Annotated in this window: 14 protein-coding genes; 6 read left to right on the top strand and 8 right to left on the bottom strand. The window is 70.1% G+C overall.

Going from position 1 to position 17,290, the window contains the following annotated elements; translation table 11 throughout:
- Nucleotides 1-9 precede the first annotated feature (9 nt).
- Entirely contained in the window at nt 10-483 is a 474-nt protein-coding gene (locus ACLBWH_RS13040) for a hypothetical protein (RefSeq protein ID WP_447799358.1), read from the top strand.
- 117 nt (nt 484-600) lie between these two features.
- Complete coding sequence (locus ACLBWH_RS13035) at nt 601-2,808, top strand: ATP-binding protein (RefSeq protein WP_447799356.1); 2,208 nt, start codon at nt 601-603, stop codon at nt 2,806-2,808.
- Nucleotides 2,809-2,832: 24 nt separating this feature from the next.
- On the opposite strand, the gene ACLBWH_RS13030 is transcribed toward ACLBWH_RS13035, so the two are convergent.
- The 4 genes from ACLBWH_RS13030 to ACLBWH_RS13015 all read right to left on the bottom strand — a co-directional run bounded on the left by ACLBWH_RS13030 (nt 2,833) and on the right by ACLBWH_RS13015 (nt 7,501).
- The gene (locus tag ACLBWH_RS13030; RefSeq protein ID WP_447799354.1) at nt 2,833-4,323 is read right to left on the bottom strand and encodes an HWE histidine kinase domain-containing protein; all 1,491 of its coding nucleotides are present in this window, start codon (nt 4,321-4,323) and stop codon (nt 2,833-2,835) included.
- 73 nt (nt 4,324-4,396) lie between these two features.
- Nucleotides 4,397-4,762 carry a hypothetical protein gene (locus ACLBWH_RS13025; RefSeq protein ID WP_322850635.1) on the bottom strand — a complete coding sequence of 122 codons (366 nt, stop codon included), beginning with the start codon at nt 4,760-4,762 and terminating at the stop codon, nt 4,397-4,399.
- 337 nt (nt 4,763-5,099) lie between these two features.
- Nucleotides 5,100-6,230, bottom strand: a complete 1,131-nt coding sequence (locus tag ACLBWH_RS13020; protein ID WP_447799352.1) for a metallophosphoesterase family protein — start codon at nt 6,228-6,230, stop codon at nt 5,100-5,102.
- Nucleotides 6,227-7,501, bottom strand: a complete 1,275-nt coding sequence (locus ACLBWH_RS13015) for an MFS transporter (RefSeq protein WP_447799351.1) — start codon at nt 7,499-7,501, stop codon at nt 6,227-6,229. Before ACLBWH_RS13015 ends, ACLBWH_RS13020 begins: the two co-directional genes overlap by 4 nt.
- 244 nt (nt 7,502-7,745) lie before the next feature.
- On the opposite strand from ACLBWH_RS13015, the gene ACLBWH_RS13010 reads away from it, so the two are divergent.
- Both ACLBWH_RS13010 and ACLBWH_RS13005 read left to right on the top strand, forming a co-directional pair.
- Nucleotides 7,746-10,583, top strand: a complete 2,838-nt coding sequence (locus ACLBWH_RS13010) for a M16 family metallopeptidase (RefSeq protein WP_447799349.1) — start codon at nt 7,746-7,748, stop codon at nt 10,581-10,583.
- Nucleotides 10,584-11,082: 499 nt separating this feature from the next.
- Entirely contained in the window at nt 11,083-12,051 is a 969-nt protein-coding gene (locus ACLBWH_RS13005) for a cell wall hydrolase (protein WP_447799348.1), read from the top strand.
- A 113-nt stretch (nt 12,052-12,164) separates the two neighbouring features.
- On the opposite strand, the gene ACLBWH_RS13000 is transcribed toward ACLBWH_RS13005, so the two are convergent.
- Both ACLBWH_RS13000 and ACLBWH_RS12995 read right to left on the bottom strand, forming a co-directional pair.
- Nucleotides 12,165-14,069: an LpqB family beta-propeller domain-containing protein gene (locus tag ACLBWH_RS13000; RefSeq protein WP_447799346.1), complete on the bottom strand. Its 1,905-nt coding sequence runs from the start codon at nt 14,067-14,069 to the stop codon at nt 12,165-12,167.
- Nucleotides 14,070-14,163: 94 nt separating this feature from the next.
- Nucleotides 14,164-14,565, bottom strand: a complete 402-nt coding sequence (locus tag ACLBWH_RS12995) for a glycine zipper 2TM domain-containing protein (RefSeq protein ID WP_322850641.1) — start codon at nt 14,563-14,565, stop codon at nt 14,164-14,166.
- 130 nt (nt 14,566-14,695) lie between these two features.
- Here ACLBWH_RS12995 and ACLBWH_RS12990 point away from each other — a divergent pair, with 130 nt between their 5' ends.
- Nucleotides 14,696-14,857, top strand: a complete 162-nt coding sequence (locus ACLBWH_RS12990) for a hypothetical protein (protein WP_322850642.1) — start codon at nt 14,696-14,698, stop codon at nt 14,855-14,857.
- A 342-nt stretch (nt 14,858-15,199) separates the two neighbouring features.
- Here the strand turns inward: ACLBWH_RS12990 and ACLBWH_RS12985 are convergent, their stop codons facing one another.
- A complete protein-coding gene (locus ACLBWH_RS12985; protein ID WP_447799343.1) occupies nt 15,200-15,652 on the bottom strand; it encodes a hypothetical protein in 453 nt (150 codons plus the stop codon).
- Between the two features lie 29 nt (nt 15,653-15,681).
- The gene (locus tag ACLBWH_RS12980) at nt 15,682-16,098 is read right to left on the bottom strand and encodes a hypothetical protein (protein WP_447799341.1); all 417 of its coding nucleotides are present in this window, start codon (nt 16,096-16,098) and stop codon (nt 15,682-15,684) included.
- Between the two features lie 116 nt (nt 16,099-16,214).
- On the opposite strand from ACLBWH_RS12980, the gene recF reads away from it, so the two are divergent.
- Complete coding sequence (recF, locus tag ACLBWH_RS12975) at nt 16,215-17,270, top strand: DNA replication/repair protein RecF (RefSeq protein ID WP_447799340.1); 1,056 nt, start codon at nt 16,215-16,217, stop codon at nt 17,268-17,270.
- Nucleotides 17,271-17,290 lie beyond the last annotated feature (20 nt).

The raw sequence follows: 17,290 nt of genomic DNA, 5'->3' as shown, positions 1-17,290 counted from the left end.
GATGACATGATGAGCGACGACAAGGTCCCCAATCCGGTCAGCGGCAATCCGGCGAGCAAGGGCGCGCCCGACGGCGTCTCGGGCGTCCCCGGCGGCGGCGATCGCGAGATCCACGGCCGCAGCGCCGGCGGCGAGAGCAGCGGCGGCGCCTATCCCAATCCGCATACCGGCAAGACCCCCACCGGCGGCGGCTTCATGGGCCACGGCGGCCAGACGGAGATCGCCTATCACGGCAGCGGCCAGGCCGGCGAGGACGATGCCAGCGTCGCCAACGCCGCAACCGGCTCGCGCGAAGGTGCCGACGCGACCGACGACGCCGGCGATGCGGTCCCGACCGCCGACCGCCGGGATCATGCGGTGGGCGGCACCGACGGCCCGGTCAAGGCGACCGCCACCGACGGCGTCGCCGAGGCCGAGACGAGCGGCAAGATCGGCACCGATGCCGATTACGAGGCCGAACAGCGCAAGCCCGGCGCCGGCTGAGCACTCCCCGAACCGTCCCGGTTTGCGACGATCTGCGGCGCGGGTGCACATTGATCGGGATCAGTTCGGCCGCTCGCCGGTTCTGGTCGTTGATGCGATCATGACAAGGCCCAAGGTTTGACGGATTTTTCCAGTCGTGGCGGTGAGATGGCGGCGCGGGTCGCCGCCCACGACTGGGCGGCGTCGCCGTTGGGGCCGCGCGAGGCCTGGCCGCCGCATCTCAGGACGGTCACCGATATCGTCCTCCAATCGCCGCTGCCGATGGCGCTGCTGTGGGGCGACGAGGGGTGTCTGATCTACAACGATCATTATGCCACCATCGCGGGCCGCTACCATCCCGCCATCCTCGGCCGGCCGGTCGCGGACGCCTGGCCCGAGGCGGCGGATTTCAACCGCCGCGTGCTGCGCGCCGGGCTGGCGGGCGAGCCGCTGACCTTTTCGCGCCAGCGAATCACCGTCTATCGCGATGGTTTTCCTGCCGAGGTGTTCTTCGACCTGACCTATGCGCCGGTGTTCGATCCGGCGGGGGATGCGGGTGGAGTCCTCGCCGTGGTCATCGAGGTGACGCAGGCGGTGGCGATGGAGCAGGAGCTGATCGCCGAGACGCACAGCCTCGAGACGCTGAACCGCATCGGCACCGCGCTTGCCGCCGAACTCGACCTCGAACCGCTCGTGCAGATGGTCACCGATGCCGGCGTGACGCTGACCGGCGCGAAATTCGGCGCCTATTTCCACAACCAGATGGATGAGGACGGCAAGCGGCTCAACCTCTTCACGCTGTCCGGCGCCAGCCGTGCCGCGTTCGAGGGGTTCGGCAAGCCGCGCGCCACCGCGGTGTTCACGCCGACCTTCCGCAACGAAGGCGTGCTGCGGTCGGACGACATCCAGTCGGACCCGCGCTACGGCCACAACGCCCCGCACCGCGGCCTGCCCGAGGGGCATCTGCCGGTGCGCAGCTATCTCGCCGCACCGGTCGCGTCGCGCTCGGGCGAGGTGCTCGGCGGGCTGTTGTTCGGCCATCCCGAACCCGGCCGCTTCCACGCCCGGCACGAGCGGCTGCTCGTCGGCATCGCTGCGCAGGCCGCGATCGCGATCGACAATGCGCGGCTGTTTGGCGCGGTGCAGGAGGTCAACGACACGCTCGAACGCCGCGTCGCGGAGCGCAGCGAGGCGCTGACCCGCGCCCACGAAGCGCTGCGCCAGGCGCAGAAGATGGAGACGCTGGGACAGCTCACCGGCGGCATCGCGCACGATTTCAACAATCTGCTGACGGTGATCCGCGGCTCGACCGAGCTGCTGCGCCGGCCGGGGCTGAGCGAGGAGCGGCGCGACCGTTATATCGAGGCGATCGCCCAGACCGCCGACCGGGCGAGCACGCTGACCGGCCAGTTGCTCGCGTTCGCGCGGCGCTCGTCGCTGACCCCGCAGGTGTTCGACGTCGGCGATACGATCCGCGGGCTGACCGACATGATGGAGATGCTGGCGGGCGCGCTGATCACCGTCGACCTCGACCTGCCCGACGTCGCCTGTTTCGCGCATGCCGACGTCAGCCAGTTCGAGACCGCGATCGTCAACATGGCGGTCAACGCGCGCGACGCGATGGGCAAGGAGGGCCGGCTGACGATCGCGGTCGACATCTGCGACCGCATCCCGCCGGTACGCGGCCATAGCGAGCGGAGCGGCGACTTCCTCAAGGTATCGATCACCGACACCGGCATCGGCATCCCGTCCGACCATATCGACCGGATCTTCGAACCCTTCTTCACCTCCAAGGGGGTCGGCCACGGCACCGGCCTCGGCCTGTCGCAGGTGTTCGGCTTCGCCAAGCAATCGGGCGGCGACGTCCTGGCGACGAGTTGCGTCGGCGAGGGTGCGACCTTCACCTTGTTCCTGCCGCGCGAACGCGCCGCCCCCGCTGTCGAGGCGTCGCCGGCATCGCACGCTGCCACCACCGGCACGTCGTTGCGCATCCTGGTGGTCGAGGACAATCCGGAGGTCGGCACCTTCGCCACCGCCGCGCTCAGCGACCTCGGCCACGACATCGTGCTCGCGCGCAACGCTAAGGAGGCGCTGAGCCGGCTGGAGGGGGATGGCGATGGTTTCGACGTCGTCTTTTCAGACGTGATGATGCCGGGCATGAACGGCATCGAGCTGGCGCACGTCATCCGCACCCGCCTGCCCGAACTGCCGATCATCCTGACCAGCGGCTATAGCGAGATCCTGTCGAAACAGGGCGCCGGCGAGTTCGAGCTGCTGCACAAACCCTATTCGATCGACGCGCTCAGCGCCGCCTTCCAGCGCCTCGCCCCGCTCCGCAGCGACTGATGCGCTTATCGCCGGTGCCCGACCTCAGATCGCCGCATCGATGACGAAGCGCACGCCTTCGGGCGGATAGTCGATCGACGCCTGCCCGCGCACATGCTGCGCGAGCACGCGCGAGATCATCCGCGTGCCGAAGCCGGTGCGCGTCGGCGGCACCACCGGCGGGCCGCCGCTCTCCACCCAGGAGAAGCGGACGCGATGCCCGTCGCCGGCGTCGACATGGTGCCAGCGCACCGCGACATGCCCGCCCGCGACCGACAGCGCGCCATATTTGGCCGCATTCGTCGCCAGTTCGTGCAGCGCCATCGACATAGCCAGCGTGACCGCCGGCGACAGTCGCACCTCCGGCCCGTCGATCGAGAAGACGCTGCCGGCGCGGTCCATGAACGGCATCAGCACGCCTTCGGCGACCTCGCCGAGCGCCGCCCCCTCCACCTCGTCGCGGATCAGCAGGTCGTGTGCCGCGCCGAGGCTGGCGATCCGCCCGGCGATCGCCTCCTGCGCCTCGGCGATCGACCCGGCGTTGCGCAACGTCTGGCTGACCACCGCGCTCACCGTCGCCAGCGTGTTCTTGACGCGGTGGGTCAGTTCCTGCGCCAGCACCGCGCGATGCTCCTCGGCGAATTTGCGCGCGGTGATGTCGGTCGAAAAGCCGATCAGCGTCGCCGGTGCGGCGCCGTCGTGGCGCGTGACCTCGCCCCGCGTCTGCACCCAGCGCAGCTCGCCGGCCGGCGTGAAGATGCGGTAATCGTGCGCGCAGTCGCCCACACCGGCGATCGTGTCGCAAATCGCCGCGGTGACCAACGCCATGTCCTCGGGATGCACCGCGCCGCAGAAATCGGCATAGGTGAACGCCTCCTCCGCCGCCCGGCCGAAGATCGCCTTGCAGCCCGGCGACGCCTCCAGCGTCTGCGACGCGATGTCGAAGCTCCAATAGCCCAGGCCCCCGGCACGCAAAGCGAGCTGCAACTGCAACGCGTGCTCCGCCAGCGCCGCCTCCTGCACCGCCACCTCGACCTTCAGCGCGTCGCGGTCCTCGATCAGCTCGACCAGCCGGTGCCGCTCCAGCGTCACGTCGGTCTGCGACGCGACGAAATAGGTCAGCGCGCCGTCGTCGCCGAACACCGGCGCGACGGTCAGCCGGTTCCAGAAGGCGGTGCCGTCGCGGCGGTGGTTGAGCAGGTCGATCTCGATCCGCCGCCGCGCCGCGATCGCCTCGCGCAGCCGCGCGACGTCGGCGCGATCGGTCGCCGGGCCTTGCAGGAACCGGCAATTGCGCCCGACGATCTCGCTGGCGGCATAGCCCGTCAGCCGCTCGAACGCGGCATTGACGTAGATGATCGGATCGTCGGGCAGCGTCGGGTCGCTGATCGCCATCGGCAGCGTCGCATCGCGGAACCCGACGACGACCGGGTCCGCCGCATCCAGCCGCTCCCCGAACGCATCGATCGACCGTTGCACCGCCGGGGCAGCGACGACCGGCTCGACCGGACCGGGAGAGAAAGAGAAACGATCCAAGCCTGACCAGCGCTATCTTAAGATAAGGATTTCAGCAATATCGCGAAAGCTCCGGGATGGGGCTTATCGCATGTCAGAGCGGCGCCGCAACGACGGCATCGGCGAGGACGCCGCAGCCCGCGGCCGCCTTGCCGACCTCGATCGGCACCTTGGGGTCCTTCACCTGTCCCGCGACGCGCACGAAGTCGCCGATCGTCAGCCGGCCGGGGCTGGTGTCGCCCTGCCGCGCCGCGCGTGCCGCACGGCCGAGCTGCTGCAACTGGCCGATCGACAGATTCGCCTCCAGCCGGTCGCCGACGCATTGCGACTGGGCGGGCTGGAAACCGTATCCCTCCATCGCGGTGGCGATCCGCGCCGAGGGATCGACGCAGCCGCCCAGCAACGCGGCAATGCCGGTCGCGACGAACACCGGCGCGCGGAAGAAGAAACGATCGGCCATGTAGATATCCCCTGTCACCGCACCATTGTGCCAGTGCCTGCTTGTCCGGGATCGCCGCCGCCAAGTCGACCGAAAAGTCTCCACAATACAGGCCAAGTGCCCGGTATTGCTGCACTATGCCGTGGTGCTTTTGACCTAGTCCATCGACATTCGGTCAAAATCCTCCCCCGCCAGGGGGAGGTGGCATGCCGAAGGCATGACGGAGGGGGAGGTAAGCGACACGTCTGTTCCGTGTCCTCCCCCTCCGTCACGGCTTCGCCGCGCCACCTCCCCCTGGCGGGGGAGGACTTTTCCCCAGACCCTGATTGTCAATCCGGCTAGTCCACCGCCGGCGCGGTCACCAGCCGCCGCCGTTGCGATTGGGGCCGAGTTGCGCGCCAAGGATGTGGCGCGACGGCCAGGCGCCGATCGTATGGACCGCATGGCCGGGTACCACCGGCCGGCCGCGCTTGGGGCGGTCCTCGCGGTCGCGGACCAGGATGTCGATCGTGTCGCTCGCCGCGCCGCTGCGCACCCGCAGCGGGTGGAGGCCGGGCCGCCCGACCGTCACCGCCGCCGTCCAGGTCGCCGGCTGGCCGGATACCGCGTGCATCGGCGTCGCGACGCCGTCCACCTCGACCACCGGCGGCGCGGCGGCGGGACCCAGCACGCGTGCGGTCACCGCGATCGTGCCCGGCGCCGGCACGTGGCGGGGATCGTGCGGCCGGGTGAGCAGGCGGACGTCGGCCGGCGACAGGATCTGCACGTGCGGCCAGCCGGGCGCGGCATCGCCGATCGGCCGGAAGGTCCAGCTCGGCACGCCGTCATGGACGCTGACGATCGCATAGCCCGCCGCGCCGTCGTCCTCCTCGATCTGCGCGGTCGAGCGGGTCGCGCCATAGACGACGCGGCCGTCGTTGAGCAGCTCGTTGTAATGCGTATGCCCGGTATCGACGAACGCGACGCCGGCATCGGCGAAGGCGGTGGCCAGCGCCTTGCCCCCATCGGCGAGGTCGCCGGGATAGGCGTGCATGAAGACCAGCGGCGTCAGCCCCTCGTCGTCGCTCGCGGCGAGCGCGGCATCGATCCGGCGGCGCTGGCCGGCACCGATGCGGAAGTCGGGGCCGCCGCTGCCGGCGCTGACGATATCGAGGAACAGGCAGCGGTGGCCGCCGATCACCCGCTCGAACGGCCGCATCGCCTCCGGCGTGCCGGCGCGGAAGGCGGCGAGCGTGCCGTCCTCGAAATCATGGTCGCCCGGGATCGTGAACACCGGCAGCGCCAGCGGCGCGAGCGCGGCGCGGATGCGGTCATATTGTTCGACGGTGGCGTGATTGGCGTTGTCGCCGGGCACGAAGACGAAGTCGATCCCTTCACGCACCGCGGCGAGATCGGCGACGATCTTCTCCAGCCGGTCGATTCCCAGCCAGCCGTCGGCGGGATCGGCATGGAGATCGCCGACATGCACCCAGGTGATCGTCTTGCTCATGCCGTGTTCTCCACCCGTTTGCCCTCGCATGCCGGCCGCAACAGGCCGGCGAAGCCGATCCACAGCGCCAGACTGGCCAGCGCGAAACTGCCGAGGATCAGGAAGGCGGCGTGATAGCCGAACGCCTGCGCGATCCAGCCGCCGATCGCCGGGCTCAGCGACGCGCCGAGGCCCTGGATCGTCATCACCGCGCCCTGCCCGACGTTGACCCGGCCGGTGCCGTCGAGCAGGCAGGCGACGAGGCCGGGCACCGCGACGCTCTGCAATCCGGCGCCGATGCCGTCGAGCGCCTGCACCGGCCACACCCCCCAATGTTCGATGAACGTCCCCGCCAGGAACCCGCGCAGCGGCAACGCCGCGAACGAGATCAGCAGCACCAGCCAATAGCCCTTGCCCGCCGACATCTTCATCGCGATCAGCGCCGCGGCGATCATCACCGCCTGCGCGACGACGACGGTGGTGGCGGTGAACAGCGCCGCATTGCCCTTGCCCGCGCCGACCACCGCGAGGCTGTAGAGCGGCAGCATCGCGCCGTTGCCGAGGTGGAAACAGGCGAGCGCCGCGGCGAGGATCAGCATCGGCTTGTTGCGCAGCAGCGTCCTGAACCCCTCCGCCTGGCCGCCGCCCGCATCATCCTGCTTGTCCCCTTCGAGGCCGCGGGCGGCGCGATGGTCGATCGCCCGTTCGGGGATCATCAGCACGCTGACGATCGCCAGCACCCCGAATGCCGCGGCGAGGTAGAAGATCGCCGGCATCCCGAACTTCCAGCCGAGAAAGCCCGACAGGCCGGCGCCGATCATGTTGCCGGCATGGTTCCACGCCTGGTTGCGGCCGTTCTGCGCGTTGAAGCCGCGCTGGCGCACCACGCCCAGCGTCATCCCGGTCACCGCCGGCCCGATTGCGGCACCGGCGATCGCGGTCGCCACCTGGCTCACCGTCACCACCCAGCCCGATTGCGACAGCAGGATCAGGAACGACGCCATCACCGTGCAGATGCCGGTGACGATCACCACCAGCCGCTTCTTTTCGGTATGGTCGATGAACGCCCCCGCCGGCACGGTCATGATCATGCCGGCGACCCCGCCCGCCGACATCACCGTGCCGATCGGTCCCGCGGTCCAGCCGCGCTGTTGCAGGAACACGCCGAGGAACGGCCCGATCCCCGCCTGCATGTCCGCCATGAAGAAATTGAGCGCCTGCAACGCCGTCCGGGCGCGCCCCGTCTCGTCGCAGGATGCGGATCGCGAAACGGGAATTGCGCTCGATGCCATGGCCCACATCCTTCGGTTCGTGGCGCTAAACCCGATCGAGCCGAAATAGACCCATCGCCGCACAGCCCCGATCGCGGCGGACCGCCAAAGCGACAGGCATAGCCATTCAAAATCAGATATTTACCGGCTAGATGAATTCGGCGTCATCTCTCATGCGCAATGGCGGGACCACGCACGATTGACACCGCTCCCGCCTGCGGCTCAACTCGCCATCATCCTACCTGCCCAGCCGGAGCCCCGATCCATGCGCCTCGTTCGTGCCGCCCTGTTGCTCGGGGCCGCGCTCCTGCCCCTCGCCGCCACCGCCCAGACCGCGCCCCCCCGCGCCAACACCGCGACGGTCAAGCCGATCGCCTTCACCGAGCGGACGCTCGCCAACGGCCTGCGCGTCTACGCGCTGCGCGACACCGGCACGCCCAACGTCGCGGTGCAGGTCTGGTACGACGTCGGTTCGAAGGACGATCCGCGCGGCCGCTCGGGCTTCGCGCACATGTTCGAACATCTGATGTTCAAGGCGACGCGCAACCTCGTCTCCGAACAGATGGACCGGCTGACCGAGGATGTCGGCGGCTATAACAACGCCTCGACCAACGACGATTTCACCAATTATTTCGAGGTCATCCCCGCCAACCACCTGCAACGGCTGCTGTTCGCCGAGGCCGATCGGATGGCGAGCCTCGTCGTCGAGCCGAAGAGCTTCGCCTCCGAACGCGACGTGGTGAAGGAGGAGCTGCGCCAGTCGACGCTCGCGCGACCCTATGGCAAGCTGTTCTCCACCTATCTGTCGGCCGCCGCCTACACCACGCATCCCTATGCGCGCTCGACGATCGGCAGCATCGAGAATCTCGAAGCCGCGTCGATCGACGACGTCCGCGCCTTCCACGCGACCTATTACCGGCCCGACAATGCGATCCTCGTCGTCTCGGGCAATTTCGATCCGGCGCAGCTGAATGCGTGGATCGACCAGTATTTCAGCAAGATCGCCAAGCCCGCCGCGGTCATCCCGCGCGTCACGGTGCAGGAACCACCGCGCACCAAGGCGGTCAGCTACACCGTCTACGAACCCAATACGCCGCTGCCCGCGGTGCTGATGAGCTGGCACGTTCCCGCCGACCGCGACGGGGACATCCCGGCGCTGACCGTGCTCCAGACGATCCTGTCGACCGGCGAGAGCAGCCGGTTGTACGAAAGCCTCGTCTATCGCGACCAGCTCGCGCAGGACGCCTCGTCCTTCCTCGACAGCAAACAGGGCACCGGCAATCTGATCGCTTATGCGATCCTCGCCGGCGGCAAGACCGTCGACCAGGGCGAGACCGCGCTCAAGCGCGAGATCGCGCGCTTCCGCGACGCGCCGGTGACCGCCGCCGAACTCGCCGAGGCGAAGAACGAGATCCTGACCTCGGCGATCCGCAGCCGCGAGACCGCCGAGGGCAAGGCGCGCATCCTCGCCTCGTCGGTGATCATCGACGGCGATCCCCGCGCCGCCGACCGCCAGCTCGCCGAGATTGCCGGGGTCAGCGCCGACGACGTGCAGCGCGTCGCGCGCAAATATCTCGGCGACGCCCAGTCGGCGACGATCCGCTACCTGCCCGACACCGCCAAGCCCGCCGGCCAGAGCGGCGACACGATCGCGATCGCTTCCACGGTGCAGACCGCGCCGCTCACCCCGCCGGCGCAGATCGCGATCGTCACCCCCGCGCCGGAAAGCGAGCGCATCCGGCCGCCCGCCCCCGCCGCGCCGGTCAAGGCGAACCTGCCGCAGCCGGTCGAGACGCGGCTCGCCAACGGCCTGCGCGTCATCACCGTCGCGCGTCATGAGCTGCCGATCGCCACCGCCTATCTCGTCGCGACCGGCGGGGAGGTGCTCGATCCGATCGACCGGTCGGGCGTCAGCAGTCTCGCGGCGAGCCTGATGACCAAGGGCACCACCACCCGCTCGGCGACCGAGATCGCGCGGCAGGTCGAAAGCCTCGGCGGATCGATCGGCGCCGGTTCGGATCAGGAGGGCGGCACCGTCTCGGTGACCGTCAAGTCGGACCAGCTCGCCCCGGCGATGACGATCCTCGCCGATGTCGCGACGCATCCGGTGTTCGCCCCCGACGAACTCGATCGCGCCCGCGCGCAGCAGGTCGACGCGGTCACCGTCGCGGTCAAGGACCCCGCGCAGCTCGCCGCGATGGTCGCCGACCGCGCCACCTTCGGCGGCTCGCCGTTCGGCGCGCCGGGCGGCGGCACCCCCAGGTCGCTCAAGGCGATCACCCGCGGCGACGTCACCGCCGCTTATGCGCGCACCTGGCGCCCCGATCAGGCGGCGCTGATCCTCGTCGGCGACGTCACCCCGGCACAGGCCAGGGCGCTCGCCGAGGCGCAGCTCGGCCAGTGGCGCGCACCTGCCGGCGCGCCCGCCGCGCCGGTCGCCGTCGCCGCCTTCCCTGCGCCGCGCACGATCGTCGTCGACATGCCCGGCGCGGGTCAGGCGGGGGTCGTCGTCGAGCGGCCGGCGATCCCGCGCGCCGACGCGCGGTATTATCCGCTCGCGGTCGCCAACACCGTACTCGGCGGCGGCTTCTCGTCGCGGCTCAACCAGGAGGTGCGGATCAAGCGCGGCCTCGCTTACGGCGCGTCGAGCGGGGTCGGCGGCGGCCGCCTTGCCGGCGAATTCACCGCGCGCACCCAGACCAAGAACCCGACCGCGGCGGAGGTGGTGACGCTGATCACCGCCGAAATGGCGCGGATGGGCGCGGCGCCGGTGCCCGAGGCGGAACTGGCGACGCGCAAGGCGGTGCTGGTCGGCAATTTCGGCCGCACGGTCGAGACGACGGGCGGCATCGCCGGCATCCTCGGCAGCTATGTTCTCGACGACGTGCCGCTCACCGAATTGCAGAGCTACACCGCCAAGGTCGAGGCGGTGACCCCCGCCGCGGTCCAGTCGGCGGCGGCGGCGCTGCTCGATCCCAAAGCGGCGAGCGTCGCGATCGTCGGCGACGCCAAGCAATTCCTGACGCCCCTGAAAGCCGCACGCCCCGACACGGAAACGCTGACCGAAACGCAACTCAACCTCGACAGCCCGACGCTGAAATAAGGGGCCGTCTGCACGAAGGCGCCCAACAAGCGTCACCCCGGACGGGATCCGGGGTGACGAAAGAGAGAAGCGTCGGCGACCATCAGCATCCAGAAACGGCGAAGATGGTGACTTCGATACATCGCTAGGCACGATCGACGGTCAGTGAAATTCCTCCCCCGCCAGGGGGAGGTGGCGCGGCGAAGCCGTGACGGAGGGGGAGGTAAGCGACACGTCTGTTCTGTGTCCTCCCACCTCCGTCAGCGCTTTGCGCTGCCACCTCCCCCTTGCGGGGGAGGAATTTGCTAAGTGTCGATCCAATCTGGAAGTGTTGCATATGGAGGCGCGATCGAAATTCGTTCGGTTGTTCCCCCGGACGTGTCCGGCATCTCAGGTGGATTTGTCACCGTGACCGCCCCTGAACACCGCTCCGCGTGACGCGGCCGCAATCCCCGCGGACGCGAAACCCGATGTAAGCTATTGGCGCGTAATGCGGGTGCCGATGCGGACGATAAGGACGATGACGCGCCTGTGGCTGGCGCTGGTCGCGCTGTGCCTCGCGCTCGCCGTCGTCTTGGCGGCGCAGGCGGCGTGGCGCGCGATCGCCGCGCATGGCGTGGCCGCGCCGCCGCTGCCCGCACCCGCCGGTTACGAGGCGGAGGATCATTTCCCCGGTGCCGCGCTGCTCTACGCCGCCGCCACCGCACCCGCCGCGGGCGAGAGCGCCGCGCCGGCGGAGGGCGTCACCGGCACCACCGCTTTGCCCGCGCTGCCCGTATCGGCCGCCGTTCTCGCGGCGGCATTGCGCAGCGGCAGCGGCGCCGTGCCCTTCTCGACCAAGGCGGCGACCGGCCTCGACCGGTCGCGCGCGCTCGAATGCCTCACCGCCGCGATCTATTACGAGGCGGCCTCCGAATCCGACGCCGGCCAGTCCGCGGTCGCGCAGGTGATCCTCAACCGGGCGCGCCACCCCGCTTTCCCCGCGACGGTGTGCGGCGTCGTCTATCAGGGCTCCGAGCGCGCCGGCTGCCAGTTCAGCTTCGCCTGCGACGGCGCGATGGCGCGGGTGCCGGCGCGCGCCGCCTGGGCCCGCGCGGCGCGGCATGCGGCGATGGCGCTCGCCGGCTATGTCTATGCGCCGGTCGGCCTCGCCACCCATTACCATACCTATGCGGTAACCCCGGCGTGGAACCGGGCGATGGTGATGACCGACGTCGTCGGCGCGCATCTGTTCCACCGCTGGAAGGGCTTCTGGGGCACCCGCGCCGCCTTCGCCCGGAGCTATATCGGCGGCGAACCGCTACCCGGCCCGCACCTGCGGCTCGCCGTACCGCCGGTCGCGCCGCCGCCCGAGCTGATCGCCGCCGCCGCACCGCTGCCGGTCGCGCCGGGCGCCCCGCAACCCGCGGCCAGCCCGACCCCCGACATGTTGCCGCCCGCCGCGACCGTGCTCGACAAATGGAAGGATTCGGGCAAGCCGCTGTTCTAGGCGCACGCGCCCGCTCCTTCGTCATCGCGGCGAAAGCCGGGACCCACGGTTACGATGAACGCAGTCGTTGCGCGGCCTACGCCGGGATGACGATCGGCGAAGGCGAAGCCGCCCTATTTCGCCCCCTTCACATATTTATCGAACCACGCGATCGAGCGCGCGCGCACGTCGCTCGCCTGCTCCGGCGCGCTGACGCAATGGCCGGCGTCGGGATAGATCACCAGGCTGACCGGCACGTTACGGTCCTTCAGTGCGTGCCACCATTCTATCGACTGGGTCGGCGGCACCTCGATATCGCGCTCGCCGACGTAGATGAAGGTCGGCGTCTTCGCCTTCTTCGCCTGATAGACCGCCGACACGTCCTCATAGGCCTTGATGTCGTCGTACATCGTCTTGCCGAAGAACGGCAGCAGCCATTGGTCGATGCCGTTGGTGCCGTAATAGCTCACCCAGTTGGACAGGCCGGCACCGGCGACGATCGCCTTGAACCGGTTCGTCTGGGTGTTGGTCCACATCGCCATGAACCCGCCATAGCTGCATCCGCCCAGCCCCAGCCGCGCGTCGTCGACCGGCGCGACGCGTTCGACCGCATCGATCCCGGCGAGGATGTCGCGCAGGTCGCCGCCGCCGAAATCGCGCTTGTTCGCGGCGGTGAACGCCTCGCCCTGGCCGTAGCTGCCGCGCGGATTGGGCAGGAAGACGTAATAGCCCGCCTTGAGCAGCGCGCCGTTCGTCGACCCCGCCGAGACATAGCCCGGCATCGACGCCGCCGACGGGCCGCCATGCACCATCGTGATCATCGGCGCCTTGCCGGCGGGCGCGGTGCGCGGCGCGAGCAGCCAGCCCTGCACGTCATAGCCTTCGTTCTGCCACGCGATGCTGCGCGCGCTGGCCAGTGCCGGTGCGGCGTCGTTGTCGTGGGTGATCTGCCGCACGCCGGTCGCCGGCGCGGCGACTGGTCCGGCATAGATCGCCGGCGCATGCTCGTAATCCTGCACCACCGCCGCGGCGACGCGGCCGTCGGCGGAGAAGACCGCGCGGCCATCGCCCGCCGCGCTGCTCGCCGGCTTGGCGAAGCCCGGCGCGACCGGCTGGCCCGGCGTCAGCGTGCCGAACTGGATGCTGTCCCCGGCCAGCGTCACCGTGCGCAGCCCGCCCGCGGTCCAGTCGATCGTCGTGACGGTCGACTTGGCGCCGGCGGTGATGTTGCGCGGCGTGCCGCCGGCCAGCGGCACGGTGAAGACGTCGCCGCCGATCGAGCCGAAATCGCTCATCAAGCCGCCGATATAGGCGACCGTGCGCCCGTCCGGCGAGACGCGCGGCTGGTTGAGCTGCGTCGCCGGCTTGGCGATCGGGCGCACCGCCCCGGTGCGTGCATCGATCGCATCGAGCGTCGCCACCCACCAATTGTTGTCGCCGTTGCCGAGCGCGGTGGTCGCGACGAAGCCGCGCCCGTCGGGCGTCCAGTCATATTCGTAGACGTAGCGCCCGGCGGGCGACAGCGGCGTCACCGTCGTCGCCGCGGTTTTGGCGATGTCGAACACCGCCAGCCGCTGTTCGTCGTTCTTCTCGCCGATCTCGCCGATCATCCGCACGCCCGCCTGCGTCGCGCCCGATTCCTTGGCGGCGCCCAGCGTCACCAGCAGCGCGATGCGCGTGCCGTCGGGCGAGACGCGCGGCGTCTGCGCGATGCCGGGGACCGTCGCGATCGTCCGCGTCGTCGTCGCGTCGGCATAGCTCAGCCGCACCGCCGCGGTATCGCGGACGAGGAAGACGAGGTCGCCATTGGGTGCGAAGCTCAGCCCCGAATAGCTGCACGTCTTGCACGGATCGATCGTCCGCATCACGCGGCCGTCGGCGGTGCCGCGCACCGTCACCACGCCATGGCCGCCGGCACTCTCGACCGCCGCGACCCGGTCGCCGGTCGGCGAGATCGCCAGCCCGCCATATTGATGCAGCGCCTGCGCGGCGGCGGGCGAGGTGGACGCGAGCAGGGTGGCGGCGAGGATCAGGCGCATCGGAACTCCGGCGGACAGGCACTATCCCCGACGCTTAGCGTCTCGCCGCCGCGCCGCAAGCGGAACGCGGGATACCGCGCCCCGCCGCGTCCCCTTATCGACAGCGTACGTTGTTGCGGTCGACCGAGCGCCCGACCGCAGCACCCGCGGCACCGCCGAGCAACGTGCCGAGCAGACCCGAATTGCCCGGCGCGATGATGTTGCCGAGCACGCCGCCGGCGAGGCCGCCGACGATCAGCCCGGTCGTCCCGTCGTTGCGGCGGCAATAATATTGGCCGTTCTCGCCGCGATAGATCCGGTCGCGCGAGGACAGGCGGCGTTCGCGATAGCGCGGGCCGTCGGCATAATAACGATCGGCATAATAGCCGCCATATGCCGGATCGACGCGGTTATAGTCGTAGCGGCTGTAGCTCCGATACCGGCCGTCCGTACCGGTGGTCGAGCAGCCCGCAAGCGCGGTCGCGGCGATCGTCGCCGCCAACAAGGGTATCCGCATGACATCCTCCCATCTGATTTAGATCAAAGAAGAATGTCCATTGCGGCGATTTGGTTGCAACATGGATCACGCTGCGGCCGGCGGAACGCGGCGCCTCGCCCGGCGGTTGGAGTTCCGAGAGGAACCGACGATGACCGACGACACCAAGCCGACGACCGAGACTTCCGATCCCAACCTGTCCACCGAGCATCAACGCGCCGGCGACGCACGCCGCCCGAGCGACACGCTCGACAAGGACCAGCCGCAGGGCGAGACGATCCCTCGCAAATCCTCACTGCTCGGCAACGACTGACCGCGCGGCGAACGTCCACGAACCTGCACCCCAGCGAAGGCCGGGGCCTAGCCGGGTGAAGGCTGGTAATGGCTGAGCGACGGCCTTCCCAACTGGCTTCCGCCTTCGCAACATGCGCAAATCCCACCAGTGCTCCCGCGGAGGCGGGAGCCCAGGGCCCCGGACGCCGCAAGACGTTGCCCTGCCTGACCGTGGGTTCCCGCTTTCGCGGCAACACTGATGGGGCGACCTTTTGCAAAGGTCCTACGAAGGCCGAGCCGCAGTTAAGAAGGCCGCTGTAAGTCGCTGCAGGCCTCCGCCCCACCAGGCCCGGACCTTCGCCGGGGTACACCTTATGTCTGCTCAGGCCGCGCCGGCCGCCTCGCTGAACCCGCTGCCGCGATCGGCGACCAGGGTCGGCGCCGGCCCCGTCGCCGGCCGCAGCGCCTCGCGCTCTTCCTCGGTCGGCACCGCGGTGGGATCGGGGCGGAACGCCTCGACCGCGCGGCTGTCGTTGCCGGGATGCGCGTCACCCATCAGGTCGGTCGGCACATGCTCGGCGGCCGGATTGCCCGGCTGCTCCTCGAAATGCTTCTCGGTCTCGGCCATGCCGACCGGCGCGGCGGCCATCGTCGCCGGGCGCGGCGCGATCGGGCTGGTCGTGCTGTCGCCCGGCACCGCGCCCGCACCCGCGTCGTCCGTGAACCGACGGGGCCGCGAGCCGGGCGTGGGGCCGAATGCCGCCGTCGCCGCGGTCCACGCCGCCGCACCCACCGCGAAGGCGCCGAGGCCGAAGCCGATCTTCCTGTAATCCATCGTAAAGCGTCCCGGTTGCTGCTGTTCGCTCATCCAACGGTGCGCGTCCGGGCGGGTTCCGCCTCGTCCAGCAGCACCACCAGCGCCTCGATCACCTGCCGGTCGCTGAACGGCTTGCCGATCAGCGGCGTCGTCCGGAACCGTTCGGGCAGGGTGTACGGCCGGTTGGCCGACAGGAAGGTATAGGGAATGGCCAGATCGCCAAGCCGATCGGCGACATCGAACGACATATGATCGATCAGCACGACGTTGAGCGTCGCCGCGTCCGGTCGCGGTGCGTCGCCGGCGAGCGCCGCCAGCGCCTGCCCGGCGGTGGCGAACGGGCCCAGTACCGTGCCGCCGGCATCGGTGACGATCCCGTCGAGATGGTCGGCGAGCAGCCATTCGTCCTCGACGATCAGGATATGCCGACCGGCGAGCGGCGCGGCGGAAGGGGTGTCGGTCATGCCGTCGCAACCGGCCGCAATTCGCATCCGTTCCTTGCCGATCAAGCGGATATGCCCGGATCGGCAGCGATGACGGCGATTTGCCGCTCCATTGCTTTGCTATAGGCGGGCGGACGATGCTCTCGCGCCTCGTCCTGACCGATTATCGCAACCATGCGGGCCTTGCGCTCGCGCCGGGTCCGGGCTTCGTCGTTCTTACCGGCGAGAATGGCGCGGGCAAGACCAACGTGCTCGAGGCGGTGTCGCTGCTCGCCCCCGGCCGCGGGCTGCGCCGCGCCGCGCTCGCCGACATGCAGCGGCAGGGCGGCGCGGGCGGCTTCGGCATCGCCGCGACGCTCGCCGCGCCCGGCGGCGACGTCGAGATCGCGACCGGCACGCTCGCCGCGGCGCCCGACCGCCGCCAGTTGCGTATCCAGGGCGCCGCCGCCACCGCCAACACGCTCGCCGAATGGCTCACCGTGCTGTGGCTGACCCCGGCGATGGACCGGTTGTTCGTCGAGCCGGCGGGCGAGCGCCGCCGCTTCCTCGACCGGCTGACGCTGGCGCTGCTCCCCGGCCATGCGCATCACGCCGCGCGCTACGAGGCGGCGATGCGCGCACGCAACCGCCTGCTCGCCGCCGACGCGCCCGCCGACCCCGATTGGCTGACCGCGCTGGAGACGCAGATGGCCGATCACGGCGGCGCGATCGAGACCGCGCGGCGCACCACCGTCACGCTGCTCGGCGAACGGCTCGCGGACCAGCCCGACGGCCCGTTCGCGCGCGCCGCGCTGGCGCTGGAGGGCTGGCGCGGCGACGGCGCGCAATTGCTCGACGCGCTGCGTCAGGGGCGCCCGCGCGACGCCGCCGCCGGCCGCGCGCTCGCCGGCCCGCACCGCGCCGACCTCGCCGTCACGCATCTCGGCAAGGCGCAGGCGGCGGCGCTCGCCTCGACCGGCGAGCAGAAGGCGCTGCTGCTCGGCATCGTCCTCGCCCATGCCGAACTCGTCGCGCAGCGCACCGGCCACGCCCCGATCCTTCTCCTCGACGAGATCGCCGCACATCTCGACCCGCTCCGCCGCGCCGCGCTGTTCGCGCGGCTCGCGGGCCACGGACAGGTGTGGATGACCGGCACCGAACCCGCGCTGTTCGCCGCGATCGGCGGCGACGCGACGCGGGTGGAACTGGGGTGAATAATTCCTCCCCCGCAAGG

The sequence above is a fragment of the Sphingomonas sp. M6A6_1c genome, from assembly GCF_053345135.1.
The sequence above is the reverse complement of the archived record's forward strand: the minus strand, read 5'-3'. Positions and strand labels throughout refer to the sequence as shown.